Origin of the sequence: Pseudomonas sp. MWU16-30323 (assembly GCF_020515595.1) — a bacterium.
In the GTDB taxonomy this organism is placed as follows: Bacteria; Pseudomonadota; Gammaproteobacteria; order Pseudomonadales; family Pseudomonadaceae; genus Aquipseudomonas; species Aquipseudomonas yamanorum.
In genome coordinates this window covers 42,211-68,723 of sequence record NZ_JAIWYM010000004.1, presented here as the reverse complement: position 1 = coordinate 68,723, position 26,513 = coordinate 42,211, and the positions used below count along the sequence as shown (strand labels likewise).

22 protein-coding genes, 1 tRNA gene and 1 pseudogene are annotated in these 26,513 nt (G+C 62.2%); 5 read left to right on the top strand and 19 right to left on the bottom strand.

Annotated features, from left to right (window positions below):
* Positions 1-2: 2 nt before the first annotated feature.
* The 6 genes from LIY45_RS06815 to LIY45_RS06790 all read right to left on the bottom strand — a co-directional run bounded on the left by LIY45_RS06815 (position 3) and on the right by LIY45_RS06790 (position 8,074).
* On the bottom strand, positions 3-716 hold the full coding sequence (locus tag LIY45_RS06815) for a GntR family transcriptional regulator (protein WP_017475402.1): 714 nt from the start codon (positions 714-716) through the stop codon (positions 3-5).
* A gap of 55 nt (positions 717-771) precedes the next feature.
* On the bottom strand, positions 772-2,514 hold the full coding sequence (locus LIY45_RS06810; RefSeq protein WP_226475771.1) for an acyl-CoA dehydrogenase: 1,743 nt from the start codon (positions 2,512-2,514) through the stop codon (positions 772-774).
* Positions 2,515-2,549: 35 nt separating this feature from the next.
* On the bottom strand, positions 2,550-3,785 hold the full coding sequence (locus LIY45_RS06805) for a thiolase family protein (RefSeq protein ID WP_226475770.1): 1,236 nt from the start codon (positions 3,783-3,785) through the stop codon (positions 2,550-2,552).
* Positions 3,782-5,656 (bottom strand): feruloyl-CoA synthase, encoded by a 1,875-nt coding sequence (locus LIY45_RS06800; protein ID WP_226475769.1) that lies wholly within the window; start codon positions 5,654-5,656, stop codon positions 3,782-3,784. The genes LIY45_RS06805 and LIY45_RS06800 overlap by 4 nt, the downstream gene beginning before the upstream one ends.
* Before the next feature lie 62 nt (positions 5,657-5,718).
* Complete coding sequence (locus LIY45_RS06795) at positions 5,719-7,167, bottom strand: aldehyde dehydrogenase (RefSeq protein WP_226475768.1); 1,449 nt, start codon at positions 7,165-7,167, stop codon at positions 5,719-5,721.
* Between the two features lie 76 nt (positions 7,168-7,243).
* Positions 7,244-8,074 carry a p-hydroxycinnamoyl CoA hydratase/lyase gene (locus tag LIY45_RS06790; RefSeq protein ID WP_017475407.1) on the bottom strand — a complete coding sequence of 277 codons (831 nt, stop codon included), beginning with the start codon at positions 8,072-8,074 and terminating at the stop codon, positions 7,244-7,246.
* A gap of 213 nt (positions 8,075-8,287) precedes the next feature.
* Between LIY45_RS06790 and LIY45_RS06785 the strand changes: the two genes are divergently transcribed.
* Entirely contained in the window at positions 8,288-8,776 is a 489-nt protein-coding gene (locus LIY45_RS06785) for a MarR family transcriptional regulator (protein ID WP_017475408.1), read from the top strand.
* Positions 8,777-8,781: 5 nt separating this feature from the next.
* On the opposite strand, the gene LIY45_RS06780 is transcribed toward LIY45_RS06785, so the two are convergent.
* Positions 8,782-10,107 (bottom strand): OprD family porin, encoded by a 1,326-nt coding sequence (locus LIY45_RS06780; protein WP_226475767.1) that lies wholly within the window; start codon positions 10,105-10,107, stop codon positions 8,782-8,784.
* Positions 10,108-10,413: 306 nt separating this feature from the next.
* Between LIY45_RS06780 and mhpT the strand changes: the two genes are divergently transcribed.
* Positions 10,414-11,622 (top strand): 3-(3-hydroxy-phenyl)propionate transporter MhpT, encoded by a 1,209-nt coding sequence (gene mhpT, locus LIY45_RS06775; protein ID WP_226475766.1) that lies wholly within the window; start codon positions 10,414-10,416, stop codon positions 11,620-11,622.
* Here mhpT and LIY45_RS06770 read toward each other — a convergent pair.
* The 3 genes from LIY45_RS06770 to LIY45_RS06760 all read right to left on the bottom strand — a co-directional run bounded on the left by LIY45_RS06770 (position 11,600) and on the right by LIY45_RS06760 (position 14,945).
* Positions 11,600-12,547, bottom strand: a complete 948-nt coding sequence (locus LIY45_RS06770; protein ID WP_226475765.1) for a transporter — start codon at positions 12,545-12,547, stop codon at positions 11,600-11,602. The two genes, mhpT and LIY45_RS06770, sit on opposite strands and share 23 nt — an antisense overlap.
* Positions 12,548-12,628: 81 nt before the next feature.
* Positions 12,629-13,396, bottom strand: a complete 768-nt coding sequence (locus LIY45_RS06765; RefSeq protein ID WP_226475764.1) for a coniferyl-alcohol dehydrogenase — start codon at positions 13,394-13,396, stop codon at positions 12,629-12,631.
* 73 nt (positions 13,397-13,469) lie between these two features.
* The gene (locus tag LIY45_RS06760; RefSeq protein WP_226475763.1) at positions 13,470-14,945 is read right to left on the bottom strand and encodes a benzaldehyde dehydrogenase; all 1,476 of its coding nucleotides are present in this window, start codon (positions 14,943-14,945) and stop codon (positions 13,470-13,472) included.
* 271 nt (positions 14,946-15,216) lie between these two features.
* On the opposite strand from LIY45_RS06760, the gene LIY45_RS06755 reads away from it, so the two are divergent.
* Positions 15,217-16,971 (top strand): sigma-54-dependent Fis family transcriptional regulator, encoded by a 1,755-nt coding sequence (locus LIY45_RS06755; RefSeq protein WP_226475762.1) that lies wholly within the window; start codon positions 15,217-15,219, stop codon positions 16,969-16,971.
* 98 nt (positions 16,972-17,069) lie between these two features.
* Positions 17,070-17,681, top strand: a complete 612-nt coding sequence (locus tag LIY45_RS06750) for a TetR/AcrR family transcriptional regulator (RefSeq protein WP_017475416.1) — start codon at positions 17,070-17,072, stop codon at positions 17,679-17,681.
* 46 nt (positions 17,682-17,727) lie between these two features.
* Here LIY45_RS06750 and LIY45_RS06745 read toward each other — a convergent pair whose 3' ends face one another.
* The 8 genes and pseudogenes from LIY45_RS06745 to LIY45_RS06710 all read right to left on the bottom strand — a co-directional run bounded on the left by LIY45_RS06745 (position 17,728) and on the right by LIY45_RS06710 (position 25,680).
* Complete coding sequence (locus tag LIY45_RS06745) at positions 17,728-18,831, bottom strand: polyamine ABC transporter substrate-binding protein (protein WP_226475761.1); 1,104 nt, start codon at positions 18,829-18,831, stop codon at positions 17,728-17,730.
* 40 nt (positions 18,832-18,871) lie between these two features.
* Positions 18,872-20,209 (bottom strand): alginate export family protein, encoded by a 1,338-nt coding sequence (locus tag LIY45_RS06740; RefSeq protein ID WP_226475760.1) that lies wholly within the window; start codon positions 20,207-20,209, stop codon positions 18,872-18,874.
* Between the two features lie 117 nt (positions 20,210-20,326).
* Positions 20,327-21,589: a serine hydrolase gene (locus tag LIY45_RS06735; RefSeq protein ID WP_226475759.1), complete on the bottom strand. Its 1,263-nt coding sequence runs from the start codon at positions 21,587-21,589 to the stop codon at positions 20,327-20,329.
* A gap of 360 nt (positions 21,590-21,949) precedes the next feature.
* Positions 21,950-22,025, bottom strand: a tRNA-Gly gene (locus LIY45_RS06730).
* Positions 22,026-22,088: 63 nt separating this feature from the next.
* A complete protein-coding gene (gene pgsA / locus LIY45_RS06725) occupies positions 22,089-22,649 on the bottom strand; it encodes a CDP-diacylglycerol--glycerol-3-phosphate 3-phosphatidyltransferase (protein ID WP_003208929.1) in 561 nt (186 codons plus the stop codon).
* A gap of 32 nt (positions 22,650-22,681) precedes the next feature.
* On the bottom strand, positions 22,682-24,520 hold the full coding sequence (uvrC, locus tag LIY45_RS06720) for an excinuclease ABC subunit UvrC (protein ID WP_226475758.1): 1,839 nt from the start codon (positions 24,518-24,520) through the stop codon (positions 22,682-22,684).
* A gap of 1 nt (position 24,521) precedes the next feature.
* Positions 24,522-25,163 (bottom strand): annotated as a pseudogene (gene uvrY, locus LIY45_RS06715) (UvrY/SirA/GacA family response regulator transcription factor).
* Between the two features lie 151 nt (positions 25,164-25,314).
* The gene (locus tag LIY45_RS06710) at positions 25,315-25,680 is read right to left on the bottom strand and encodes a helix-turn-helix transcriptional regulator (RefSeq protein WP_226475757.1); all 366 of its coding nucleotides are present in this window, start codon (positions 25,678-25,680) and stop codon (positions 25,315-25,317) included.
* An 82-nt stretch (positions 25,681-25,762) separates the two neighbouring features.
* Between LIY45_RS06710 and LIY45_RS06705 the strand changes: the two genes are divergently transcribed.
* On the top strand, positions 25,763-26,002 hold the full coding sequence (locus tag LIY45_RS06705) for a DNA-binding protein (RefSeq protein ID WP_003208935.1): 240 nt from the start codon (positions 25,763-25,765) through the stop codon (positions 26,000-26,002).
* 64 nt (positions 26,003-26,066) lie between these two features.
* On the opposite strand, the gene LIY45_RS06700 is transcribed toward LIY45_RS06705, so the two are convergent.
* Entirely contained in the window at positions 26,067-26,501 is a 435-nt protein-coding gene (locus tag LIY45_RS06700) for a GNAT family N-acetyltransferase (RefSeq protein ID WP_226475756.1), read from the bottom strand.
* Between the last annotated feature and the right edge of the window lie 12 nt (positions 26,502-26,513).

Below are 26,513 nucleotides of genomic sequence, written 5' to 3'. Positions count from 1 at the left end.
CGTCACGACGCGGGCAAAATCACCTTCATGCGCGCGTCGGCAGTGGCTGAGCTGAAGATCTCGGCATACCGCAAGGTCGCATTGGCGTGTTCGCGCATGATGGCTTCGGCGCGCGCGCCCTGGCGATTGACCAGGGCATCGAACACCGAGTGATGCTGCATGTGGGCATAGTTGAAGCGCCGGTATTCACGGGCCATGTCCTCACGATCCACCGCCAGCGCGGTCACCGAGGCGAAGGGCAGGTGATCATTGCGTGCCAGTGCATCCGCGATCGCCGGGTTGTGGCTGCCCTCCACGATGACCTGGTGAAAGCGCATGTTCAGGTCGTGGTAAACCTCAAGGTCATCTTCGGTCACGTAGCCTTTGTCGAACAGTTGGTCGCCTTCCACCAGGCAGCGCTCCAGCGCCGCACGCGCCGCGTCGCAAAGACCATGCTCGGCGGCTTGCCGCGCAGCCAGCCCTTCAAGCACGCCACGCACTTCGACGGCGCCGGCAATGTCGCTGGGGCTGACCGAACGCACCTGATAGCCGCGCCCGCCGAACGGCACCAGCAGCCCTTCCTGCTCGAGGGTACGGAACGCCATGCGCACCGGCATGCGCGACACACCAAAGCGTTGCGCCGTGGGGATTTCCATCAGGCGTTCCCCCGCCACCAGCTCCCCGCTGGCAATCATCTTGCGCAGTGCTACCAGCACCAATTGACCGGGCTTACTCATCCAGGCAACTTCCAGAAAACGTGGGCTGCCATAGTACCGCAAGCATCCGATCCCGTCAGACGAACGCCAGTGCGGCGCGCGCCCCCTCTATGGCACCCAGGTGTTGCGCCAGTCGCGACGGCAGGTAATCGAAAAAGAACCCGGCACTTTGCAGCTTGGCAGCACGCAACGGATCGTCTTCGGGCAATGCCCTGGAGACCCGCGCAGCCCGCGCCCAGGCAAAGGCCAGCAACGCCACGCCACAGAGCTGGAGGAAATCCGGCGCAGCCCGATAGGGGTATTCACTGTCTGCCTGGGAGCGTTCACCCAGGGCGCTCACCACGCCGGCCAGCGAGTCGCACAGACTGCCCAATGCGCGGGAAAACCCTGCGCACTCGACATGCTGCAAGCCCTGCCCGGCCTCGGCACGCAACTCGGCCAGCAGCAGGCCAAAGGCACGACCTTCATCCCCCAGCACTTTGCGCAGTAACAAGTCATTGGCCTGGATCTCGTTACTGCCCTCGTAGATCATCGCGATGCGGCTGTCCCGCAGGGTTTGCTCGATGGCGAACTCGGTGACGTAGCCGTAACCGCCAAACACCTGCAACGCATTGCTCGCCTGGCGAAAGCCCTGTTCGGTGAAAAATGCCTTGATGATGGGGGTCAGCAACGGCGCCAACCGGGCGGCCGACGAGTCCTGGTCATGCTCGGCCTGATCAAGCAAGTGCGCCGCCCAATAGCCGATGGCGCGCATGCCCTCGCTGGTGGTGCGCAGCTCCAGCAACACACGGCGCATGGCCGGGTGATAACGGATCGGGTCAGCGGCCTGGGCCGCCACGTCTTCGGGCCTGGACGGTGCACGCATCTGCACGCGCTCGGCGGCGTACTGCCGGGCATTCTGCCAAGCCGCCTCGGCATGCCCCAGGCCCTGCAGGCCGACATGCAGGCGCGCCGAATTCATCATCACGAACATCGCCGCCAGGCCCTGATTGGCATTACCGATCAGCCAGCCTTGGGCGGCGTCGAATACCAGGGAGCAGGTGGCGCTGCCCTTGATGCCCATCTTGTGTTCGATACCATCGCAATGCACGCCATTAACCCGGCCATCGTCCAGCTGCTTGGGCACCAGGAACAGTGAAAGGCCGCGACTGCCCGGCGGCGCACCGGGCAGGCGCGCCAGCACCAGGTGCAGGATATTGGCCGTGAGGTCGTGCTCACCGCCGGAGATAAACAGCTTGCTGCCGCTCAAGCGATAGCTGCCATCCGCCTGGGGGTCAGCGCGACAGCGCAGCAGACCGACATCGCTGCCAGCCTGGGACTCGGTCAGGCACATGGTGGGCAACGCCTGGCCACTGACAATCTCGGGCAGGTAGCGTGCCTGCAGCCAAGGGGCGGCGTGAGTCTTGAGGCACAGATAGGCGCCGTGGGCGATCCCGGTGTACATGGCCCAGGCGTGATTGCTGGCGTAGAGCATCTCTTGCAGCGCCGCATCGAGCAGTTGCGGCAAGCCCTGCCCGCCCTGCGCTTCGGCGCACGCCAGCGCCGGCCAGCCACCCTCGACATAAGCCCGATAGGCCTCGACGAAACCGTCCGGGGTGCTGACCTGGCCCGCCTGCCAGCGGCAGCCCTGGCGATCACCGTGGCTGTTCAACGGCGCCAGCACGCCCTGGCTGAAGCGTGCCGCCTCCTCCCATACTTGTAATGCCAGCGGCAGGTCGAGGGCCTCGAACGCCGGGTTGCGCCGCCAGCTGTCGGGCGCCTGCAACCAGTGTTCAAGGACAAATTGCATATCGCGCAGGGGCGCCTCATAGCTCCACATCGGGACACCTCATCGAAAAAGAAAGAATCACGCACTCAAGCGCCAAAGGCAGGGTTCTCGATCAGCAGTGCCATGCCCTGCCCACCGCCCACACACGCCGCGGCAATCCCGTAGCGCAGGTTGTGCTGACGCAGTTGTCGGGCCAGGGACATGACCAGGCGCAGGCCAGTGGCAGCCAGTGGATGCCCCAGTGCCAACGAGCCGCCCTGGACGTTGAGGCGGGTGCTGTCCAGCTCAAGTTCATGGGCCACCGCCAGCACTTGGGCGGCCTGGGCTTCGTTGATCTCGAAGCGGCCGATGTCATCCAGATTCAACCCGCTGCGTTGCAGCAGCAGACGAATCGCCGGCGCCGGGCCGATGCCCATGAACTCGGGGGCCACGCCGACCACTGCGCTGGCCAGCAGCCGAGCCAGGGCCGGACGCGTGCAGGCCGAGGCGCGGCCCACCAACGCCGCCGCCGCGCCATCCACCACGGCACAACTGTTCCCGGCGGTTTGCACCCCGCCGGGATGCACGGCGCGCAAGCGTGTCAGGCTCGCAAGGTCGGTGGGCCGGGGGTGACTGTCCTCGCTGACGGCACAGGCCCGACGTGCCAGGCGGATGCCTCTGGGCTGGTATCCCTCAAGCTCAAACACCTGGTTATCGACCGCCACCACCTCTTCAACCCAAGCGCCGTCACGCTGCGCCTGCAACCCTCGCTGATGGCTGTCACAGGCATAAAGGTCCACCGCCTCGCGACTCAGGCCATAACGCCGCGCCAGGTTGTCGGCGGTGGCAATCATGTCCAGGCCCGGAGCCGGGTCGTACAGGGCTTCCCACAGAAAATCCTTGAACTGGACCTCGCCGCCAAGACGAAACCCGCCCCTGTGGGTGTAAGCCGCGATGGGGTTGCGCGACATGGATTCACTGGCCACACACAAGGCCAGTTGCACGCCGTCCCGCAGTTGCCCGGCGGCCTGGCGCAACAGCTCGAAACCGGTGGCGCAGATGCGCTGCACCCCCAGTGCCGGGACCGCTTGCGCCACACCGCTGTACAAGCCGATATGCCGTGGCAGCAAGTAGGCATCGAAGCTGGCCTGGGCCATGGAGCCGGCCAGCACGCTGTCCACTGCCTGCGGTTCAATACCCGCCCGGGCCAGTACTTCACGGCCAACCTTGATCCCCAGGTCGATGGGCGAGACCTGAGACAGTGCCCCACCCAGGTCAACCCAGGGGGTGCGCACGGCCTCGAAAATCGCCACATCGGCAAATGCCGAATACTGCCCGTTCAAGGCTTGGGCTCGGCACGCAGCAGCGTGGTGTCTTCGCCGCGATACAACGCCTCGACCTTGGCGGCGCGCCATTGCAGTACCGCCCGCTGGTTGATCGAACCTTTGTCGGTGATTTCCCCACGGTCGATGGACGCCGGCTCGTCGAGCAGGGCAATCCATTCCACGCGGCTGGCATTGCCGGTGGCCCCGCGATTGAGGCGTTGCAACCAGTCGCCGAACCACTGGCGCACCGGCGCGCTGCCCAGCACTTCGGCGTCGCTGGCGTCGGCGTCCAGGCCCGCCAGTCGACGGCATTCGTAGAGCCTGGGGAACACCAGTGCTCCGAGGCACTCGCGGTCGGGCGCGGCAATCACCAGGTCCTGCACATAGGGCGAGCCGTCGAGCACCGCGCGGTTGCGCAACGGACCAACGCTGACAAACACCCCGGAAGAGAGCTTGAAATCCTCGGCAATCCGCCCATCGAACATCAGGCCCAGTTGCGGTTGCTGAGGGTCGGCGAGCTTGATCGCATCTCCTGAACAGTAGAACCCCTGTTCGTCGAACACCTCGGCGGTTTGCTGGGGTGCCCGCCAGTACCCCGGCATGATGTGCGGCCCGCGAAAGCGCCCTTCGAACTTGCCGTCCACCGGCACCAGGCGCACCTCGCAGCCCGGCGCGGGCAAACCGATATAACCGGCCATGGACAACGGCCCGGTAGTGAAGGTGCAGGACGGCGCGGCTTCGGTCATGCCCAGCCCGGCCATCATGCGGATGCGTTCACCACAGTGCTGTTCGGCCACGCGGTCGAGGCGATCCCAGATACTTTGGGAAAGGCCGGCGGCGGCGAAGAAGAACAGTTTCATGCGCGCAAAAAAACGCTCGCGCAACTCGGCGTCCTGTTCCAGGGCGTTGACCAGTTCTTCCCAGCCCTTGGGCACCGTCAGGTAAGCCGTGGGCGAAACCTCCTTGAGGTTGCGCAAGGTCTGGGCAAAACCCTGGACCGTCGGTTTGCCGTCGTCCAGATAAAAGGTGCCGCCGTTGTAGAGCACGATGCCGACGTTGTGGCTGCCACCAAACGTGTGATTCCACGGCAGCCAGTCCACCAGCACCGGCGGCTCCTCACCGAACACCGGAAATGTCTGCAACAGCATTTGCTGGTTGGCACAGAGCATGCGCTGGGTGGTGACCACGGCCTTGGGCAATTTGGTCGAGCCCGAGGTGAAGAGAAACTTGGCGATGCTGTCGGGACCGGTGGCCTTGAAGGCCTGCTCGGCCTCAGCGCCACCCGGCGTGTGCAGGAGGCTGGCGAAGCTTATTTGGCTGCGCCCGGGCACTTGGCCGCGCACGCAGATCAGCGGGGTTTCGGCCGGTAATACGGCCTCGATCGCACGCTGGTAGGCCGGCGCATCGCTGACGAACACCAGGCCGGGTTGCAGCAGGTCACAGACATGCCGCAGCTTGGCGAAATCCTGGGACAACAACGAGTACGCCGGCGATACCGGGCAATAGGGAATGCCGGCGTACATGGCGCCGAGGGCTACCTGCAAATGCTCGATGTCGTTGCCCGACAGCAAGGCCAGCGGCTTGTCCGCCGACAGCCCGTAACTCAGCAGGCCCTGGGCAATCGCGCGCACGCTGTCGAGCATCTCGCGGTAGCTGACACGGCGCCAATCACCGCCGTCTTGGCGTGCCGCGATAAACGTCTGCTCGGGCCGTACCCGAGCCCAATGCACCAGGCGATCGAGCAAGCGCGCCGGCAACTCGGCCAGGGGTTCCAGGGAGCGCATGTGCAACACGCCCTGTTCTTCGGTGACCGCCACGGGTGCGTGGCCGATGGAGACCTCACGGTATCGCGGTGCGGGCTGGGGTTGCGGTCGGAATTCGGAACTCACAAGGATGTCCTCCAGCAAGGCGGATCACAGCCGCCTTGTTATTGTTATGTCGCGGCGCCTGCTCAGATCGGGTAATGCCGTGGCCCGTTCTGCAAGGTCACCCAGCGCAATTGCGTGAAGTGCTCAATGGACGCCTTGCCACCAAAGCTGCCGTACCCACTGGACTTGACCCCACCAAACGGCATCTGCGCCTCGTCATGCACCGTCGGGCCGTTGATATGGCAAATGCCCGACTCGACCCGCTGCGCCAGGGCCAATGCACGCCCGGTGTCGCGACTGAAGATCGCCGCCGACAGGCCGAACTCGGAGTCGTTGGCCAAGCGCAGCAAGGCTTCATCACCGTCACCACGCAGCAGTACGGCCACCGGGCCGAAGGACTCTTCGCGGTACAAGCGCATCTGTTCGGTGACACCATCGATCAGGGTCGGCTGCAGGACGCTGCCCTCCAGTTGGCCGCCCACCACCAGCCGCGCGCCCTTGGCCAGGGCATCGTCGATCAGGGCCTTGATGCGTGTGCCGGCGCTGGCATCCACCAGGGAGCCCAGCACCGAATCCGCCGCCGCAGGATCACCCGCACGCAAGGTCGCGACCTTGGCCGCCAGCTTGGCGGTGAACGCATCGGCGACCTTGGCATCGACGATCAGGCGTTCGGTGGACATGCAAATCTGGCCTTGGTTGAAATAGGCGCCAAAGGCCGCCGCCGCCACAGCAGCGTCAAGATCGGCATCGTCGAGCACCAGCAACGGCGCCTTGCCACCCAGTTCCAGCAACGCCGGCTTAAGGTGACGCGCCGAGAGCTCGCCGACAATCCGCCCGACATGGGTCGAGCCGGTGAAGTTGACCCGCCGCACCGCCGGGTTGGCGATCAGCCGCTCGACTATCGCGGCGGCATCCGCCGGGGCATTGCTGATGACATTGACCACCCCATCGCCCAGGCCGGCGTCCTGCAACACCTGGCCGATCAGGCGATGCACCGCCGGGCTTAATTCCGAGGCCTTAAGCACCACGGTATTCCCGCAGGCCAGCGGCATGGCGATGGCGCGAGTGGCGAGGATCACCGGAGCGTTCCACGGCGCGATGCCCAGCACCACACCGCAAGGTTGACGCAAGGCCATGGCGAAACTGCCGGGAACATCAGAGGGGATCACCTCCCCCGTGATCTGGGTGGTCATCGACGCCGCTTCGCGCAGCATATTGGCCGCCAGGCGCACATTGAAGCCATACCAGTTGGCCATGGCGCCGGTCTCGCCGGCGGCGGCGATGAATTCGCTGCTTCGCGCCTGCAATTGCTCGGCAGCGTTAAGCAAGCGAGTGCGGCGTTCGTTAGGCGCCAGCGCCGCCCAGGCGGGGAACGCGGCCTGGGCGGCGGCGACGGCGGCGTCGGCATCTTCCAGGGTCGCAGCGGCCACCCGCGAGACCCCTTCACCGGTCACCGGGTTGCGACGTTCGAAGGTTCGACCGTCACGGGCGGGGCACGACTGGCCGCCGATCAACAGGGGCACGTCCAGCATGGTGATTCCTCTTTATTGTCTTTATCGGGAATACGTTCAAGCAGGGTACAACGGCGCGGCCAGGCGGCCGCGCCCTTCAGCGTTTATACGCCTGCAGGCCAGGCTTGATGCTCTTGTCGTCGAGGAACTGCTTCATGCCCTGCTCGCGACCGCCTTCGGTGTCGAGCAGGCGCGACTGATCGAGCTTGGCGTAGAGGTAATCTTCGTTCTGCTCCCAGGTCAGTTCGCGGCAGCGCTTGAAGCCATGCTTGGCGGCACGCAGCACCACCGGGTTTTTCTCCAGCAGGTTGCGCGCCAGTTCGAGGGTCACTTCGCGCAGTTGGGCCAGGGGCACGCTTTCGTTGACCAGGCCCATTTCAGCGGCTTTCTGCCCGCCAAAGGTCTTGCCGGTCATGATGTAGTACAGCGATTGGCGATGGCCCACGGTGTCGGCCATGGCCTTGCTCACCAGGTTGCCCGGCGGGATGCCCCAGTTGATTTCCGAGAGGCCGAAGGTCGCTTCGTCGGCGCAAATCGCCAGGTCGCACGCCACCAGCGGGCTGAAACCACCGCCGAAGCACCAGCCATTGACCATGGCGATGGTGGGCTTGGCGTACATACGCAGCAGTTTCCATTGCCATTGCGAGGCTTCGCGGCGGATTTTTTCCTGGAGGATTTCCGGGCCGGCATCCACCTCGCGAAAGTATTCCTTGAGGTCCATGCCGGCGGTCCAGGCTTCCCCCGCGCCGGTCAGTACCAGCACGCCGGCGGCAGGGTCCTGCTCCAGGGTTTCCAGGACGTCGATCATTTCCCGGTTCAGGGTCGGGCTCATGGCGTTGCGTTTTTCCGGACGATTGAGAATGACCCAGGCGATGCCTTCTTCGATCTCAACCTTGACTGTGGTCCAACGGCCTTCGTAATTGCTCATGACGGTACGCTCTTGTTCTGGGTGTGAAGATGATTCGAAATTAAACCGCAAATATAGTTATGTCAATTAACTATTAATCCTCATAACCAATATTTTTTCGGCTTGAAACTCAAGCGATGCAGGCGCTGTAAAAAACCGGCATAGCCATGGCGCGCCAACCCCGGCAAACTGGATAGCCTTCTTAACCGCCACCTTCTGAGGATTGCACTGCCAATGGCCAAGCCTTCCAACATCGCCGCCGCCAGCCAGGCCCTGCCCGACAACGACGAGGTTCGGCCGCCGCTGGATTCAGCCCTGGACGAGCTGATCGGTTACGCCATGCGCCGCGCCCAGCTCAAGCTGTTCCAGAACCTGATCGGTCGGTTGTCGGACCACGACCTGCGCCCTGCGCAGTTTTCGGCCCTGGCGATCATCGAGCAGAACCCCGGGCTGATGCAGGCCGACCTGGCACGCGCCCTGGCCATCGAGCCGCCCCAGGTGGTGCCGTTGCTGAACAAGCTGGAAAGCCGCGCCCTGGCCGTGCGGGTACGCTGCAAGCCGGACAAGCGCTCCTACGGGATCTTCCTCAGCAAGACTGGCGAAACCCTGCTCAAGGAGCTCAAGGAAATCGCCGCACAGAGTGACCTGGACGCCACCGCCGCCCTCGACGGCCAGGAGCGTGAAGAGCTGCTGCGCTTGCTGAAGAAGGTCTATCAGGCCTGATCGGCTTACCAGAGCGCCACGGTGTAGAGCACCAGGAAACGGGTCTGGTTTTCATCGCGAAAGGCCGCGCCGCTCGGGAAGTCATTGCGGTAGATCGACTTGCGCGCCATGAACCCGACGTTCTTCAGCGGACCGCTCTGAATCACATACCCCAGTTCCATCTGGAATTCGCGCTCCTTGCGATCCTCGGCATTCAAAGCCGCCAGTTCGATGTGGTCGCCACGCACATAGCGCAGCCGTGTCTTCAGCCCCGGCACACCCGATGCCGCGAAGTCATAGTCGTAGATGGCTTGCCAGGTGCGCTCCTTGGCGTTGAGAAAGTCCGAACTCATGGTCAGTTCGCTCATGCCCATCAACTCCGTTCCCGAGATATAGGGCGTGGCCGTCTCCCCGCTCGAGTGCATGTAGCCAAGGCTGACCCGATGGCCGCCCAGGCGGTAGCCAAACAAGGCCGAGAGGTTGCGGTTATCCACATTGCCTGCCTTGGCACTGCCGTCCTCGCGGCTGAAAAAACTGCGCAGGTCGCTGGTGAGCACGCCATCGCCCACCGGCAGGTTGTGCAACAGCGCCAGGGTGTCCTGCTGGTAGAGGTCCGCGATCTGCGAGTGATAGACGCGCAGGCTGAGGTCTTTATTGACCTGGTAATCACCGCCGACGTAAGCCAGGTGCGACGTGGTGGCGGTGGCGTTGAAACGCCGGTTGGGTGAGGCGACGGTCATGGCCTGGTAGTCCGTGGAGTCGCGTTTGTTGATGCGATCGATGTAGCCAGTGTTGAGGGTCAGGCCATCGATGTCCTTGGAGCTCAAGGTGGTGCCGCGAAACGTTTGCGGCAGCAGCCGCGACGGACTGGCAAAGGCAAACGGCAGGAAGATCGACACATCGCCGGCCTTGACCGTGGTTTGGGCGAACCGCAGTTTGGCGGTTGGGGCCAGGCGCGAGTACTCGTCGGCGGCGCGCTTGTCGCTGGCCGACACCGGCAACAATTCGGTACCGCTGCGGTCCGGTGAAGAGTCGAGCTTGACGCCCATCAACCCGCGTACATCCAGGCCAAAGCCCACCGGGCCCGGGGTGTAACCCGACTCCAGGTTGAGGATGAACGCCTGGGCCCATTCCCGCGCGGCGGTCTTCGCACCGTCGTCCTTGTAGTCACGGTCCAGGTAGTAATTGCGCAAGGTCAGGGTGCCGTGGCTGTCGTCGATAAAGCCTGCAGCCCACAACGAACCGGGTAGTACGCTCAAGGCCAGCAATGCCATCAGCCGGCGTGGAGTGTTGTTCGACACACAGGAGACGGACGCCGCTGCAGCGGCGCCCTCCATAGGGAGTTCTGGCATGTTCGATGTCCATTTTTGTTGTTGTTTTTGGGTTGGCACACGCTCGGCCCTGTCAGCCTCGCGAACCAAGAATGGAAACAGCCGACGGTACTCGTCAACAGCATGCGACCGATAATCGAACATTAATAAAACTATCTATTTTTTAGACACACACAATTCCACATCTCAATCGATTGAATTTAATGAATTTATTCTGTTTTTTTGCGGACTTTATTCCTCGATTCATTTTTTAGTTATATTTGTTATCTTAATCCCCAGCAGCCACTCAAGCTCGCCACCACAACAAAAACAACAATGAGGTTTGCCATGGACAGTCCATCGCGTCGTTCGACGCTGACTATTGCGTTGTGCTTTATCGTTGCGCTGATCGAGGGGTTCGATCTGCAAGCCGCCGGCACCGCCGCCGCCGGGTTACGTCAAACGTTCGCCCTGGATCCGAAGATGCTCGGCTGGGTGTTCAGCGTCGGAATCATCGGGCTGCTGCCGGGGGCGTTCTTCGGCGGCTGGATTGCCGACCGGATCGGGCGCAAGAAAATCCTGGTCAGCGCGGTGCTGCTGTTCGGGCTGTTTTCCCTGAGCACCGCGTTTGTCGACAGCTACTCAAGCCTGTTGCTGGTGCGCTTCCTCACCGGCCTGGGCCTGGGCGCCGCGTTGCCCAACCTGATCGCCCTGTGCGCCGAAGCGGTGACCGAGCGCAACCGTGGCACGGCCATCAGCGTGATGTACTGCGGGGTGCCGCTGGGAGGTGCATTGGCCGCGGTGGTGGCGATGTTTTCCAGTGAGCACTGGCAGACCACGTTTATCATCGGCGGCCTGGCGCCGTTGCTGGCCGTGCCGTTGATGATCCTGCTGCTGCCTGAATCCAGCGCCTTTCGCCAACAGCTCGACAACACGCACGGCGCCCGCCCCTCCACCGGCCAGGCGCTGTTCGGCGAAGGTCGCGCCCGCACCACGCTGGCCTTGTGGCTCAGCTACTTCTTCACCCTGACCGTGATGTACATGCTGCTTAACTGGCTGCCGTCGCTGTTGCTGGAACAGGGTTTCAGCAAACCCCAGGCCGGCATGGTGCAGATGCTCTTCAATATCGGCGGCGCCCTGGGTTCGCTGCTCGGCGGCGTGTTGCTGGACCGTTGCAATGCCCTCAAAGTGGTGCTGTCGGTGTATGCCGGGTTGCTGGCGGCGCTGGCCGGGGTGGGGTTGTCGGTGGGCATCGTGCCCATGGCCATCGCCGGCTTTGCCGCCGGCTTGTTCGTGATGGCTGCGCAGTTGGTGCTGTACGCTTCGGCACCGCCCTCCTACCCAACGTCGGTGCGCGCCACCGGCGTCGGTGCCGCCGTGGCCGTCGGCCGCCTGGGCTCGGTGGCCGGGCCGCTGGCGGCCGGGCAACTGCTCGCCGCCGGCGCCGGCACCGCGGGGGTACTGCTGGCGACGTCCCCCGGGGTGGTGATTGCCGCACTGACCATCATCAGCGTGATGGTGCGTACGGCGCCCACTAGAACTTATGCAGCCAATTGAGCACCAGTTTGTTGCCCTCGGTGCGGTTCTGCGCCTGCTGTTCAAAGTAGGCGTTTACCGATAGCACATCTTCCTTGCTGAACCCATAGACCAGGCCTGGGCCAATGGCCCAGACCTTCTCCCGGCGCCCGCTCACGGCGTGTCCATCGACCTGGGTGTCGGTGATCTGCTTCAGCCAGTAGCCGTTGACCCCCACGCTCAGTTGCTGGCTCAAGGCATATTGCAGCGTCAGGTTGGCATGCAATGCCTGGCCGGCCTGGGTATTGGAAACCTCCCCAAAGCCTGCCTGCGGATCATCATTCTTGCCATTCCACAGGTACATGAAACGCCCGCTCGCCGACCATTTCGGGCTGAACCAGTACGTCGCCGCGTAATACGGGTTGAATGACCAGAAGTTGCTGCCGGGGTTGATCGAACGATTGCGGTCATAGGCCCCCACCGGAATCGAGACATCAGCCTCGACACGCTGGGTCAACAGCGGGCTGCCATCGGCGCGGTTCAGGGTTGGCAGTTGCAGGAAGGCACCGACCGTCAGGTCACCGAAGCCAGCACGGGAACTCAGCGCCGCATGGTTCAACCCATCGTCGACATTCACATGGGCCAGGGAGGTGTTGATCAGGGTGAACCCGGGCATCGCGCCATTGGCCAGGGGTTGGCCGACGTAGATGATCTGCGTGGTGGGCGCCACCACTTCCAGGTCCTGCTTGGGCAACGCCAGCTTGTTGCCGTGGGCATCGTTGAAACGGCTGGCCCGGGAGTACGTCAGGTACTCCTCCAGGTACCAACCCGGGCCGGCCGGGGCCGGTGAGCCGTCGTAGAAACTGGTGGTGCCCAGGTTGAGTCCGGGCAGGTCGTAAGCGTGTGCAATCGGTGACAGTGCGACAAAAGTCGTGGCCGCAACCGTCCGCAAGATAGGCTTGAGCATCTTGTATGTCCTGTATTTTTGTTGTTGTTCAAGACGCCCGGCACGGAAGGGCCGCACCGGGATTTATCGCTGTGGCAGGCCCTACACGTAGGTGGCGGCCAACCCGCCATCCACCGGCAGATTGACCCCGTTGACCCAGCGCGCAGCGTCCGAGCAGAGGAAGGCAATCACTGCCGCCACCTCATCGGCCAGGGCTGGACGGGTCATGCGCTGGCTGTCCTCGGCCACCCGCTGCGGCCCGAGCATGCTGACGAAGTCGCCGAGAATCGGGGTAAATACCGGCCCCGGCGCCACGCAGTTGATACGCACCGAATGATCGCGAAACCAGCCCTGGGATTGTTGGAAGCTCCACACGATCAGCGCTTCCTTGAAGTACTGATAACAGCTGGCCTGCTCCACCGGATTGGCCGCCAGCCACTGCTGCCCGGCCTCGAAGCTGTGCGTCGCGGCCAGGGCCTTGTGCAGCTCCAGCCGTTGCGGCCATTGCGCGCCAAGCACCGAGGCAACATTGACGATGCTGCCGCCCGCCGGCATGCGTGGCAGCAACGCTTGAGTCAGGTGCCGCAGCCCCAGGTAGTTGACCGTGGCCACCGCTTGCGCGGGTGCGGTACCGGGCACCCCGGCGATGTTGCACAGCCCGTCGACCCGCGATGGCAGGCGCGCCACCAGGGCATCAATGCTGGCAGGGTCGCCCAGGTCAGCCTGGAAGAAGCCATCCAGGGTCAGTTGCGGTTCATGGCGATCAACCCCGATCACCGTGGCACCCTGGAAACGCGCGAGTCGCGCCAGTTCGGCGCCAATGCCTGAAGCGACGCCGGTGACAATCAGGGTTTTGTTGTGCAGGTTCATGTTCAAGCCCTCTTATTGTTGTATAGCCATGGGTGTATCCAATCGATGAGCCTGGGCTCAGAACGGCCACGGCTCAGAACGGATAGACCGGCGGAGTATTTTTCACCGTGACCCACTGCCACTGGCTGTACTCGTCCCAGTCGGCCGGCCCGCCGACGCTGCCGCCATTGCCGGAGGCACCGCGGCCGCCGAACGGGTTGATGCATTCGTCGGCCACGGTCTGGTCATTGATGTGCAGCAGGCCGCAGTCCAGCCGCTCGCCGATGGCCATGGCACGCCCGACCGACGGCGAGATGATGGCGGCCGAGAGGCCGTACTCCGTGCGGTTGGCCAGTTCGATCGCCTCTTCGTCGGAGGTAAAACTGACCACCGTGGCCACCGGGCCGAACAGCTCTTCCTCAAAGGCGCGCATGCCCGGACGTACGCCACTGAGGACGGTGGGCTGGTAGAACAACCGGTCGTAGTCACCGCCCGCCTCCAGCCGCGCGCCGGCCTGCAGGCTGTCGCTGACGATCTCGTGCACGCGCTGCAATTGCCGTTGGTTGATCAACGGGCCGAGCGCCGCTTCACCCCGGGCGGCATTGCCCACGGTGAGCGCCCGGGCCTTGTCCACCAGCTTGCGGGTGAGGTTTTCGGCGATGGATTCATGCACGAGAATCAGCCCGGTCGCCATGCAGATTTGCCCCTGATGCAGCCAGGCGCCCCAGGCTGCATTGCTCGCGGCCAGGTCGAGGTCGGCGTCTTCGAGAATGATCAGCGGGTTTTTCCCGCCCAGCTCCAGTGCGACTTTTTTCAGCTGTCGCCCGGCCACTTCAGCGACTTTGCGCCCCGCCGCCGTGGACCCGGTGAACGCAATCATCCGCACATTGGGATCGCGGCACAGCGCCTCCCCCGCCGGCGCCGCGCCGGGCAACACCTGCAGCAGACCCTTGGGCAAGCCCGCCTCTTCGAACAGCCGGGCGATGAGAAAACCACCGCTGATCGGGGTCTGCGGGTCGGGTTTGAGCACCACGGCATTGCCCGCCGCCAGCGCCGGGGCCACTGACCGCAGTGACAGCACCAGCGGAAAGTTGAACGGTGAAATCACCCCGACCACCCCATGGGGCTGGCGCCGTGCATAGGACAGTCGGCCGGCTGCACTGGGCAGCACCAACCCATGAGGCTGGGACAACAGCCCCGCCGCCTGGTGCAGCAGCACAATCGCTTCGCGCACTTCGTGTTCGCCCTTGAACAACGCGCCCCCGGTTTCCCGGGCGACGTACAGCGCCAGCTCGGCGAAGGACCGCTGGGCCAGGTCCGCCGCCTTGCGAAACACCTCGGCGCGCTCCCGTGGTCCGAGCGCAGCCCAGGCCGGCTGCGCCAGGGCCGCGCTGCGGCAGGCAATGGCGATGTCAGCCGGGTTGGCCATGGCGCAGCGCATCAGGGGTTCGCCGGTGGCGGGTTCGATCACCGGGATCACGGATCCCGAAGCGGGTATCCAATCGCCGTTGAACAGGCATTCGGACGCGATGGCCCGCTGTAGAAAGGGGGTGATTTCAGACACTGACATTGGCAACTCCCGGTTCTTGTAATTGTCATCGTCTGCACAGGGTGCAAACGCCGCATCAAGCCTTGAGCAAAGGCTGTGCCGCTTGCACCCTACGACGCTGACATAAACCGTCGAAGGCTCTGGGTCGAGGCCCGCCCACGTACCGTTCACACACCTGCGGCGATCGCCTGCAAAAACCCGGGTTCTGCCACTTGTTCAATTGATAAGGTTATGTTTAATAACTATCTGAGCAGTTACTCATATCGATCACTCGCTTTGCAGGGGCATAACAATGACAACTCCCCACAGCGCGCTGCCCGACGACCGGGTGGACACCGCGCCCTACCATCCGCGGGGCGACAGTCGCCAACTCAGTGACAGCAGCTCGCCCACCCCTGCGGAACTGACCGACTGCCTGTTCTTTTCCCCTGAAGACGGGCGCATCTGGCTCAACGATCAACGCATGTTGTTGCTGCACAGTTCGTCGTTCGGCGCCCTGCGCGCCGAGGTCATCGAGCGCCTGGGCCTGGAGCAGGCGCGGGGACTGTTTACCCGCACCGGCTATGCCTCGGGCGCACGGGATGCGCGCCTGATCCGCGAGCGCTGGCCACAGGCCGATGCCGCCGCGGTGTTTCGCGCCGGGACACACCTGCACACCCTGGAAGGCATGACCAAGGTCGAACCGCTGCACTTCAAGTTCGATGCCGACTCGGGGTTCTATGAAGGGGAGTTTCTCTGGCACCACTCGTGTGAAGCCGATGAACATGTGGGGGCCTACGGCATCGGCCAGGACCCGGTGTGCTGGACTGAAACCGGCTACGCCATTGGCTTCGTCAGCGGCCTCTTCGGGCAACTGGTGATTTTCCGCGAAGTGGAATGCCGTGGCATGGGCCATCGCAGTTGCCGCGTCATTGGCAAGACCGCCGAGCAATGGGGTGATGTCGAGCAGGACCTGCGCTACCTGAATGTGTCCCAGGCCGTCCCCCGCCCTGCCGCCCCCACGCTCGCCGGCCCGGTGGGCAGCAGCGGAGGAATCAGCCAGCCACAACCGTTGGTGGGCGCCAGTGCCGCGTTCAACGCGGCGATGCAAGCACTGCAAAGGGTCGCACTGACGCCCGCGACGGTGCTGATCAGCGGTGAGTCCGGAGTGGGCAAGGAGATGTTTGCGCGCCGGTTGCATCAACTCAGTCGTCGCCAGGACAGCCCGTTTGTGGCGCTCAATTGTGCCGCCATCCCGGATAACTTGGTGGAGGCCGAACTCTTCGGCGTGGAACGCGGCGCCTATACCGGCGCGACGCACTCGCGACCCGGGCGCTTCGAACGGGCCCAGGGCGGCACACTGTTCCTGGATGAAATCACCAGCCTCAGCCTGGCCGGGCAAAGCAAGTTGCTGCGGGCCTTGCAGGAACGGGAAATCGAACGGGTGGGTGGCGTGCGCGGCATCAAGGTGGATGTGCGCGTGGTGGCCGCCACCAATATCGACCTGCGTAAAGCCGTGGCCGACGGTACCTTTCGTGAAGACCTGTTCTACCGCCTGAACGTGTACCCCATCGCCCTGCCCCCCCTGCGCGAACGCCGAGACGACATCCCGCTGCTGATCAATGCGTTCCTGACGCGCTTCTGCCAGGACTACGCCCGAACGCCGGCAGGCCTGACCATGCGCGCCCTCAAGACGTTGCTGCGCTACGATTTCGCGGGCAATGTGCGCGAACTGCAAAACCTGATCGAACGCGGCCTCATCGCCAGCGACGACGGCCAAGCCATTGACCTGGTGCATCTGTTTCGCAACGAACCGATGCCCGCCGAGCCCTACGGCCTGGACGACCAAGGCAGCCTGTCGAATACCGGGCACGCGCCGCGCCCGACACTGCTGAATGCCCTCGACCAGTTGGACCAGGGGCTCTCCATCGAAGGCCTTGAATCGCGCCTGATCACTGAAGCGTTGCAACAAAGCGCCGGCAACCTGGCCGCTGCCGCCAGGCTCGTGGGGCTCAGCCGTGCTCAATTTGCCTACCGTATGAAGAAGTACCAGCGGCAAACCCTTTAAATGGCAATTAGTGCTTTAAAAGCTTTACCCACTTAAGTATTTTGCAGGGGTATCGGGCCGACAAGCGCCCCTCTTTTTCTTCGTGACAAGGATCTCCTGTGAGCGGACTGCGTGAACGTCAGAAAGCCGAACGCCGGCAAGCTATCAGTAAAGCCGCGGTCGAACTGTTTGAGCGCCAGGGTTTCCAGAACACCACCATCGAACAGATCGCCAGCCAGGCCGGGGTGTCGCCGCCGACGGTGTTCAAGTACTTCGGCAACAAGCAGGAAATCATCCTGGAGATCCTGCACCACGCCGATCAACGCGCGATCACCGACACCCGCAGCCTGATCCACAAAATAGACGACCCGGTCGAAGCGCTCTGCCACTTGGAACGCCTGCTCACGGGCTATGCCCTGGAAGTCATGCACCCCAGCCTTTGGCGTGAACTGCTGCCGCTCATCCTGTTCGGCGGCAGCAACGAACTGCCCGCAGGCTATCGGGCCATGAACGATGCGCTCAGGGCCGAAATCAGCGAACTGCTGCGGGAATTGCAACGGGCCGGCAAGCTGCGCCCGCAACTCGATGTGGAGTTGGCCGCGTTCCTGTTGAATGACTACTCGCACCTGCAACTGTTCAGGCTGGTGAACCAGGAACACCCGGATATCGACGCGCACTCCCTGCAGGTCAGGCGTATCACCGAGCTGGTGTTTTACGGCATGCAGGCCTGATTGCCTCCCGAGTCGAGCCCGGCGCGTACGCACCGGGCCACACGGATCAGCGGTCGCTCTTGATGGCGGTCCAGGTGCGGGTACGGATGCGCTCCGCGGCAGCCGGGATCGGCTCCAGGGCGAACAGGGTCTTGCGCGCTTCCTCCGGCACATACATGTTGGGGTCATTGCGGATGCTGGCGTCCACCAGCGCGGTAGCGTCCTTGTTCGGGTTGGGGTAGCCGATCTTGTTGCTGATGCGCGCAATCACGTCCGGGCGCAGGATGTAATTGATGAACGCATGAGCCTCCGCCAGATCGGGGGCCTTGGCCGGGATCATCATCACGTCCGACCACATCGGCGCGCCTTCCCTGGGCAGTGCCATCTCGACCTTGACGCCCTTGCCAGCGGCATCGGCCAGTCGTGTGGCCAGCGCGACACCGCCGGACCAGCCCACGCCCACACAGATATCACCGTTGGCCAGGTCCATGCCGTAGCGCGACGAGTTGAAGTAACTGACGTAAGGGCGAATCTTCATCATCACGGCCTGGGCTTGCACATAGTCCTCACGCTTCTGGCTATTGGGGTCGAGGCCCTTGTAGTGCAAGGCAATCGGCAGGATCTCGTTGCCGGCGTCGAGGAAACCCACGCCACAACTGGCGAGCTTGGCGAGGTTTTCTTCCTTGAAGATGATGTCCCAGCTGTTCATCTGCACGTCGGGCCCCAGGGCTTTGCGCACCTTGTCGACGTTGTAGCCGATCAGCGTGGTGCCCCACAGGTAAGGCGCGGCATAGCGATTGCCTGAGTCACCTGCGGTTTCCAGGGTTTGCATGAATTGCGGGTCCAGGTGCTGCCAGTTTGGCAACTGCTTGCGGTCCAGCGGCTGCACGGCCCCGGCCGTGATCAAGCGTCCCAGGTTGGCGGAGCCGGGAAATACCACGTCATACCCGGAGTTGCCCGTCAGCAGCTTGGACTCCATGGTTTCGACGCTGTCGAACACATCGTAAATCGGGCGAATGCCGGTTTCCTCCTGGAAGCTCTTGAGCACTTCGGGTGGCAGGTATTCGATCCAGTTGTAGATCCGTACGGTTCGTTCTTCAGCCAGGCAAAAACCACTGATGAGCAACAAGGCAACAGTGCCCAGCACGGTGTTACGCAAAAATCTGTTCATGATCAAAACACTCCAGCGCGGCCGCGATGGCTCGCAGCACTTAATAGCGGTAGGTGAAATACAGTTCCAGCGCGCTGAACGTCTGGTCGTTGCCGAACAGCTGTTTGGCGGCGGCCAGTGGCTTGACCCAGTTGTAGGACAGCGACGTATAGAACGACGGCGTGGGTGTCCAGTCGAGGAAAACCACACTTTCGTCAGCAAAGCGCCGATCGCTGACCGGTGCGCCCATGTAGTTTTTCTCGTCCAGCCAGAACTGGTAGTGAATCGCGCCAAGGGTCAGGGTTTCGTTGAGGTGAGTCTTGAGGGAGAACTGCTGGACGTTTTCGTTGCTGTTGAACAACAGGTAGTTGCCGACCACGTCCCCGACCAGCCACGTGCTCCAGTCGACGAAGCCTTTGCTCAGTGGGTCCCAGGCTTTTTGCCGGTTGTCGGTGAGGTTGTCGTCGCCGGAAAAGCTCGCGTAGCGGTAGCCAAGGACCGGCGTCAGCGGCAAGGTGTTGAAGGCATAGTCGGCCTGGGCGTACCAGGCGTTGGCATCGTAGTCGACCCCCTCGCCGCTGCCGCGCTCCAGCGCGTACTCGGCATTCAGCGTCAGCGCCTGTACGCCGGGCACCTTGGCGTTGAGCGCCCGCAGGTTGTACACCTGCATCCCGTCCCGACGGCGCGGGAGCGTGCTGCCTCTGGGGCCAAGGGCATTGACCTTCATGGCCATGGCGCCGAGCGTCACCTGGTCATCGAGGTTGTAATCCAGGTTGACGCCGGTCATGCGGAAATCGCCCAAGTCATCATCGGTGCGCAAGGTGAAGGCCTGGGACTTCAGCGCGCCATGATCCCAGGCGAGGATCGCCGAATCCTTGAAGGCAGTGCGCGGGCCGAGCCAGTAGGCGCCATCCTTGTACTGGTCGAGGTTACCGTCCATGACGATGAACCCCGTACCGATCATGTAGTTCTGGCGGCCGGCGGTGAACGTCCACTCGCCGGCGCGAAAACCACCGTAGAGTTCTTCGGTAGCCACCTTGCCGTCGGAGCTGCGGGTAAAACCTCCCGCATCGCCATCACCGAAGGTGCTGGCCGCCACCAGGGAACCGCCCGCCAACAGGCTGAAATCCGGTTGCAGCGCGTACTCGAGTTTGACCCCCGGTTTTACGTAAAGCTCTTGCCAGTTGATCCTGGCGCCGCCGTTTTTACCGCTGCGCGCATCGACCTGGCCGCTGCCGAAGTTGACGCCACGGGTAAACAGCGTCGCCCCTCCTGCCGTGAGATTGACTTCACCCTTGAGATCGCCGTCCTCAAAGGTGTAGCCCGCCAACGCAACGTGGGTGGTCAAGGGTAGGCCGAGCGCTAACAGCGCTCGGGAAAAACGCTTGGTGAAAACCATAAGAAGCTCCTGTGGAATTATTGTTGTTACAGGGCAGTCAATGGCGACGCAGGGCGCCGCCAACACCAGGGCAAGCCCGGTGAATAGAACGCAAGACTCTTATTTTTGGGGCGTGGGTCAGTGACTCAGGTGGGCGGCAATCGCGCGCAGCATGCGCACACTGTCGTTATCGAACGGGCTGACCGCATCGGTGAGCGACGATTGCTTGACGATCACCACGCCGGACGGCTTGTCGATAAACAGGTACTGGCCGTGAATTCCCCCGGCCATCAGGGCTTGGCTGTGGTCGTTGAACACGTACCACTGGCTGCGATAGGACGCACCGGGCGTCCAGCGGGAGAACTCGGCATTTTGCGCGTAGATCGCCGGATCCGCGCCGGCGGCGATACGGGCCACGGTCTCGGGCGACAGCAGCTCAACCCCGTCCTGGCGACCGTCGTTGGCCAGCAGGCGACCGAAGCGCGCCATGTCTCTCAAGGTGGCACTGAAGCCCGCCCCGGCCACGTTACGCCCCCAGGGATCGGCCATGAAATAACCGTCGCGGTCGCACCCCAAGCGCCCCCAGACCTCCTCGAGCATCTGACTGCACGCCTTGCCCGAGGCACGTTCCATGACCCACGCCAAGGCTTCAGTGGTTGCCGTCACATAATGGAAAAACCCACCGTGGCAGCCGCGCTTCCTGAGGGATGGCAAGTACTGGTACAACGACTCGAACTGGGCGTACTGCGCCGGTGCCGGTTGAAAGCCGCAGGCATAGCCGTACTGCGAGCTTTCTGAATTGGGGTCGTCGTAAACCTCGCTGTAGTCGATGCCCACCGCCATGTCGAACAACTGGCGCACCGTGGCATCGCCAAACGCACTGCCCGCCAGTTCAGGCACGTAGTAAGCGGCCGGCAGCTCGGGTTTGAGCACACCGCGTGTCACCAACTGTTCACCCAAGGTACCGACCAGCGACTTGGTCACCGAGAACATGATATGCCGGTCACCGGCGCGCTGACCGTTGAAGTAGCGCTCGAACAACACCCTGTCACCCTGCATCACCAAAAAGGCGTCGGTCTGGCTGGCGACAAGGTGCTCGATGACACGGATGCCCAGCCCACTCTCACTGTCGAAACACAGCTGATCCAGCGCGCGGGGAGCCTCCTGGAGCTGACCGCCAGGCCCTGGCCCTGCCGACACATCAATGCTGGGACGCAGCCGCGCCAGATGACGGAACGCCCACTGACTGAAGGGAGCCCGCATCCAGTTGTTCCACGTTACCCGGTGTTCCGGCGCGGCGGGAAAACCCTGCATCAGCAGCGGCGCCACGCGAGTGGCCAATGAAGATTCATTGGCCTTGACGTAAGAAGTCGCGAGGGAGAATTGGGCTTTATGACTCATCGGGATAACCCTGAAGATGACTCTGCATGAAGCAGATGCAGAGAAATAATTACCCCATATAATATTTTAGTCAATAAAACTTTTTACCGTAAAAATAAATCCTCTGCACGTAGTGCGCGGGTCGGCTGCAGCCTGGGTGATCACACATCACTTTTGCGTGGGTTGTTACCGTCGATCAAAGCGAAACGGACCACACAGTATTAAATTTTCGTGAGCTTGGATAAGCGCAGTTGCGCAGCGGGAAGGGGGTAGATGCCTGGTACATTCGTTTTTGTTTGCCAGCGGGCGACGCCGAAGCGTGTATTCCTTAAATCCCAGGCAAAAAAAAGCCACTCTATTGAGTGGCTTTTTCTTTGTGTTTGGAGCGGGAAACGAGACTCGAACTCGCGACCCCGACCTTGGCAAGGTCGTGCTCTACCAACTGAGCTATTCCCGCGTCTTGGTGATGCGCATTCTATAGAATCCTCATCACCCGTCAACCCCTTGATTCAAAAAAGTTTTATTTCTTTTCAACCTCGGTGCGCAGATGCGGCCAGGCGGCGCGCAAATATTGCAGCATGGACCACAAGGTCAGGCCCGCGGCGATCAGCAGCAAGGCGTAGCCCAGCAATACCCAGAAGGAGAAATCCGACGGGTTGGCCAGCAGGATCACCAGGGCAAGCATCTGCGCCGCGGTTTTCCATTTGCCCATGTTGGACACGGCCACATGGGCACGAGCGCCGATTTCGGCCATCCATTCCCGCAGAGCCGATACGACGATCTCGCGACCGATGATCACGGCCGCCGGCAAGGTCAGCCAGAGGTTGCCGTGTTCCTGCACCAGCAGCACCAGGGCGACCGCTACCATCAGTTTGTCGGCCACCGGGTCCAGGAACGCGCCAAACGGCGTGCTCTGCTCCAGGCGGCGGGCCAGGTAGCCGTCCAGCCAGTCGGTGGCAGCCGCGAAGGCGAAGACCGAACTGGATGCCATGTAACTCCATTCGTACGGCAGGTAAAACAGCAAAATGAAAATCGGAATGAGCAGGACGCGTAGTACGGTGATCAGATTAGGGATATTCATCGGCACAACTGGCTACGAGGTGAGAAGGCATTCTACTCGCTGTGCAGATTTGCATAAATCAACTCTGCGAGCTTTTTACTGATACCGGGAGCTTTGGCTATTTCTTCGATGCTGGCACGGGACAGCTCCTGCAAGCCACCAAAATGTTTCAACAAGTCCCGGCGCCGGGTCGGCCCGACCCCTGCCACCCCTTCCAGGGTCGAGGTGCGCCGGGTTTTGCCACGTCGGGCGCGGTGGCCGGTGATGGCGAAACGGTGGGCTTCGTCGCGGATCTGCTGGATAAGGTGCAGCGCCGGGGAGTCGCCCTTCAAAGTGAACTCATGGGCGGCATCATTCAAGTACAAGGTTTCAAAACCGGCCTTGCGGGTGGCGCCCTTGGCCACGCCGAGCAGGATCAGGTCGGGCACCGCCAGTTCATTGAGCACGTCGCGGGCCATGGACAGCTGGCCCTTGCCACCGTCCACCAAGAGGATGTCCGGCAGCTTGCCCTCGCCGTCCTTCAGTTTGCTGAAGCGGCGGGTCAGGGCCTGGTGCATGGCGGCATAGTCATCGCCCGGGGTGACGCCTTCGATGTTGTAGCGCCGGTAGTCGGACTTGATCGGCCCTTCCGGCCCGAACACCACGCAGGAAGCCACGGTGGCTTCACCGCTGGAATGGCTGATGTCGTAGCACTCGAGGCGCTGGGGCGGCTCGTCGAGATTGAGGACTTCGGCCAAGGCGTCAAACCGCGCGGCGACGTGCTGGCGGTTGGCCAAGCGTGCGCCCAGGGCCTGTTCGGCATTGGTCACGGCCAGTTGCTGCCAGCGGGCCCGGGTGCCGCGTACGCGGTGGCTGATGTCCAGCTCGCGGCCGCGCAATTCATGAATCGCCTCGATCAGTGCCGGGAAGTCCTCATGCACCACGTTGACGATCAGTTCGCTCGGCAGGTCGCGTTCGGGGCTGCTGACGTAGTACTGGCCGAGGAACGCCGCCATGACTTCGGCGACCTCCTCTTCTATACCGGTCTGGGGGAAGAAGTTCTTGCTGCCCAGCACCCGGCCGCCGCGCACGCTGATCAGGTGCACACAGGCACCGCCCGGGTTGACGAAGGCCGCGATGACGTCGACGTCGCCGGTGCCGCCTTCCATGCTTTGCTGGTCCTGCACGCGGCGCAGCAGGGAGATCTGGTCGCGCAGTTCGGCGGCGCGCTCGAAATCCAGGGTGCTCGCCGCTTGCTCCATGGCGCCGGACAGTTCATCGGCCAGGGCGTTGCTGCGGCCTTCGAGGAACATCACCGAGTGACGCACGTCCTCGGCGTATTCCGCCGGCTCAACCAGTCCTACGCATGGCGCCTTGCAGCGCTTGATCTGGTACTGCAGGCATGGGCGGTTGCGGTTCTTGTAGAAACTGTCTTCGCACTGGCGAACGAAAAACGCCTTTTGCAACAGGCTCAGGCTTTCGCGGATGGCGCCGGCGCTGGGGTACGGCCCGAAGTACTTGCCCTTCTGCTTCTTGGCACCGCGATGGATGCTCAGGCGCGGAAAGTCGCCGTCCGAAAGAAACACGTACGGGTAGGACTTATCGTCGCGCAGCAGGATGTTGTAGGGCGGCCGCCATTCCTTGATCAGCGTCTGCTCAAGCAGCAGCGCCTCGGTTTCATTGGCGGTGATGGTGGTTTCCACCTGGGCGATACGCGCCACCAGTGCCGCCGTCTTCGTTGCCAGGCCGGTCTTGCGGAAGTAACTCGCCAGGCGGCTCTTCAGGTTCTTGGCTTTACCGACGTAGAGCAGGCGCGCTTCGCTGTCGAACATGCGATACACGCCGGGACGGCCACTGCAGGTTGCAAGGAACGCACTCGGATCGAACAGCACTTTAGTTTCAGGGGCTGTCATTTCAGGCGCTGGCGTCTACCATGCCGTGGCGTACCGCCAGCAGGGTCAATTCAACATCACTGCTGATGGAAAGCTTTTCGAAAATCCGATAACGGTAGGTGTTCACGGTTTTCGGCGACAGGCACAGCTTGTCGGAGATCGACTGGACTTTTTGACAGCCGACAATCATCAAGGCGATCTGGATTTCCCGCTCCGACAGCGCATCGAACGGCGAGTCGCTGGTGGGCTGGAACGACTTGATCGCCAACTGCTGGGCAATCTGCGGGCTGATGTAGCGTTGGCCGGCAAACACCAGCCGAATGGCCTGGACCATTTCCGCCAGTCCCGCACCTTTTGTCAGATAGCCGGCAGCGCCCGCCTGTAGAAGCCGTGTAGGAAAAGGGTCTTCCTCACACACGGTCACTACCACGACTTTGATATCCGGATGGCTGCGCAACAACTTTGTAGTGGCGCCAAGACCGCCGATCCCAGGCATCTTGACGTCCATCAAAACCACATCGGGCTTCAACTCCCGGGCCTTGATCAGGGATTCCTCCCCTGATTCGGCCTAGCCGACTACTTGCAGGCCATCGATGTCAGCCAGCATTCGTGTAATGCCTGTACGAACGAGATCATGGTCATCGACTACTAGCACCCTAATCAAGCAGACACCTCGCGATATGGTCTTATAGGTTGCTGAACACCTTAGCAAAAAACCACGGCGCAGACCTAGCCGCAAGCGTCATATATATAGAGTTTCAATGAACAAGAGCCGTCTACCGGGCGGTAGGCGGCCGAATTTCCTGAGAAAAAGGTCAGGATTCCTGGAGGGGGAGCTTTGTTTTTCCATTCAATGAAGCTGAATGCTCGGCCAGCGTAGTCGTCAACCGCCGGATTGCATCCTGATCTTCCTTTAACATTGCCCGGTAATTGCCCACGACTTTTTCCTCCAGTTGGCTAAGGTTATCCAATTGAATAGGAGTAGACGTGCCCGTCAGCACGTAGAGGATATCGACACCTCTTTCAGCTACACGTGACAGATAGTCCGCTTTGGGCGCCCGACCACCACTTTCATATTTGCCTTGCGCGTTGGCTTCCACGCCTCCTATTTCACCAAAAGTTTTCTGCGACAGGCCAAGTCGCTCTCTTTCTTGCCGTAACCGCGAACCGATTCCACTCATTTGGATGTATGATCCTATTTGGCACACCCCAAGAGGTGACACTTTCATCTCTTTGTTAAACAAACTTGAACGGTTTTGAACTATGCCCGGAATTCGTACGGCTGCACAAGCCAAGGCTTGGCTTGAACACCAAGGAAAATCTGTTCAAGCATTCGCCCGGGAGCATGGCGTAGACCCGGCAACCACCTATCAAGTGCTCGCTGGGCGCAAAAAGGGACGGCGGGGAGAAGCCCACAAGGTCGCGGTCCTGTTGGGCATGAAGGACGGGATCATCCCGGTTGAGGACGAAACCGTAAGGCAAGATCAGGAAGTCATTTCTTGAAGTCAGTATGCGCTTATTAAAACCAAGTGCCTGTTTTCCCAAAATTGGCAGTACTCACACCTGATCACGGCCGGCAATTGCGCTCCATGCGCCAGAAGCAATCCTCCGCATCTACGATTTCCAGGCCCTTGCGTTGATACAGTCGTCGCGCCGGGTTGGTCTTGAAAACGGTCAACCGTAAAAGACCCAGCCCTTCCGCGCGCGCCTTGTACACCATCTGCTCGATAACCCAGCCGCCAGCCCCTTGATGACGAAACGCCTCAAGGATGTGCAATTCGCGGATATACAACGCCTTGGGGTCACGACTCAGACTGATGAAACCCAGCACTTGGGCATCGCGACAGATCAACCAGTTTTCCCGACCCGCCCAGGCGGTATCGAACCCGGCATCGGACCAGGACAAGTCGTATTGGCGATAATAGTTGCCCATGGCCTGATGGGTCAGGGTTCGGGCGAAGGCCAGGTGCTGGCTGGTTGCAGCCTGTAGTTGAAACGCCATGTGCCTGCGCCT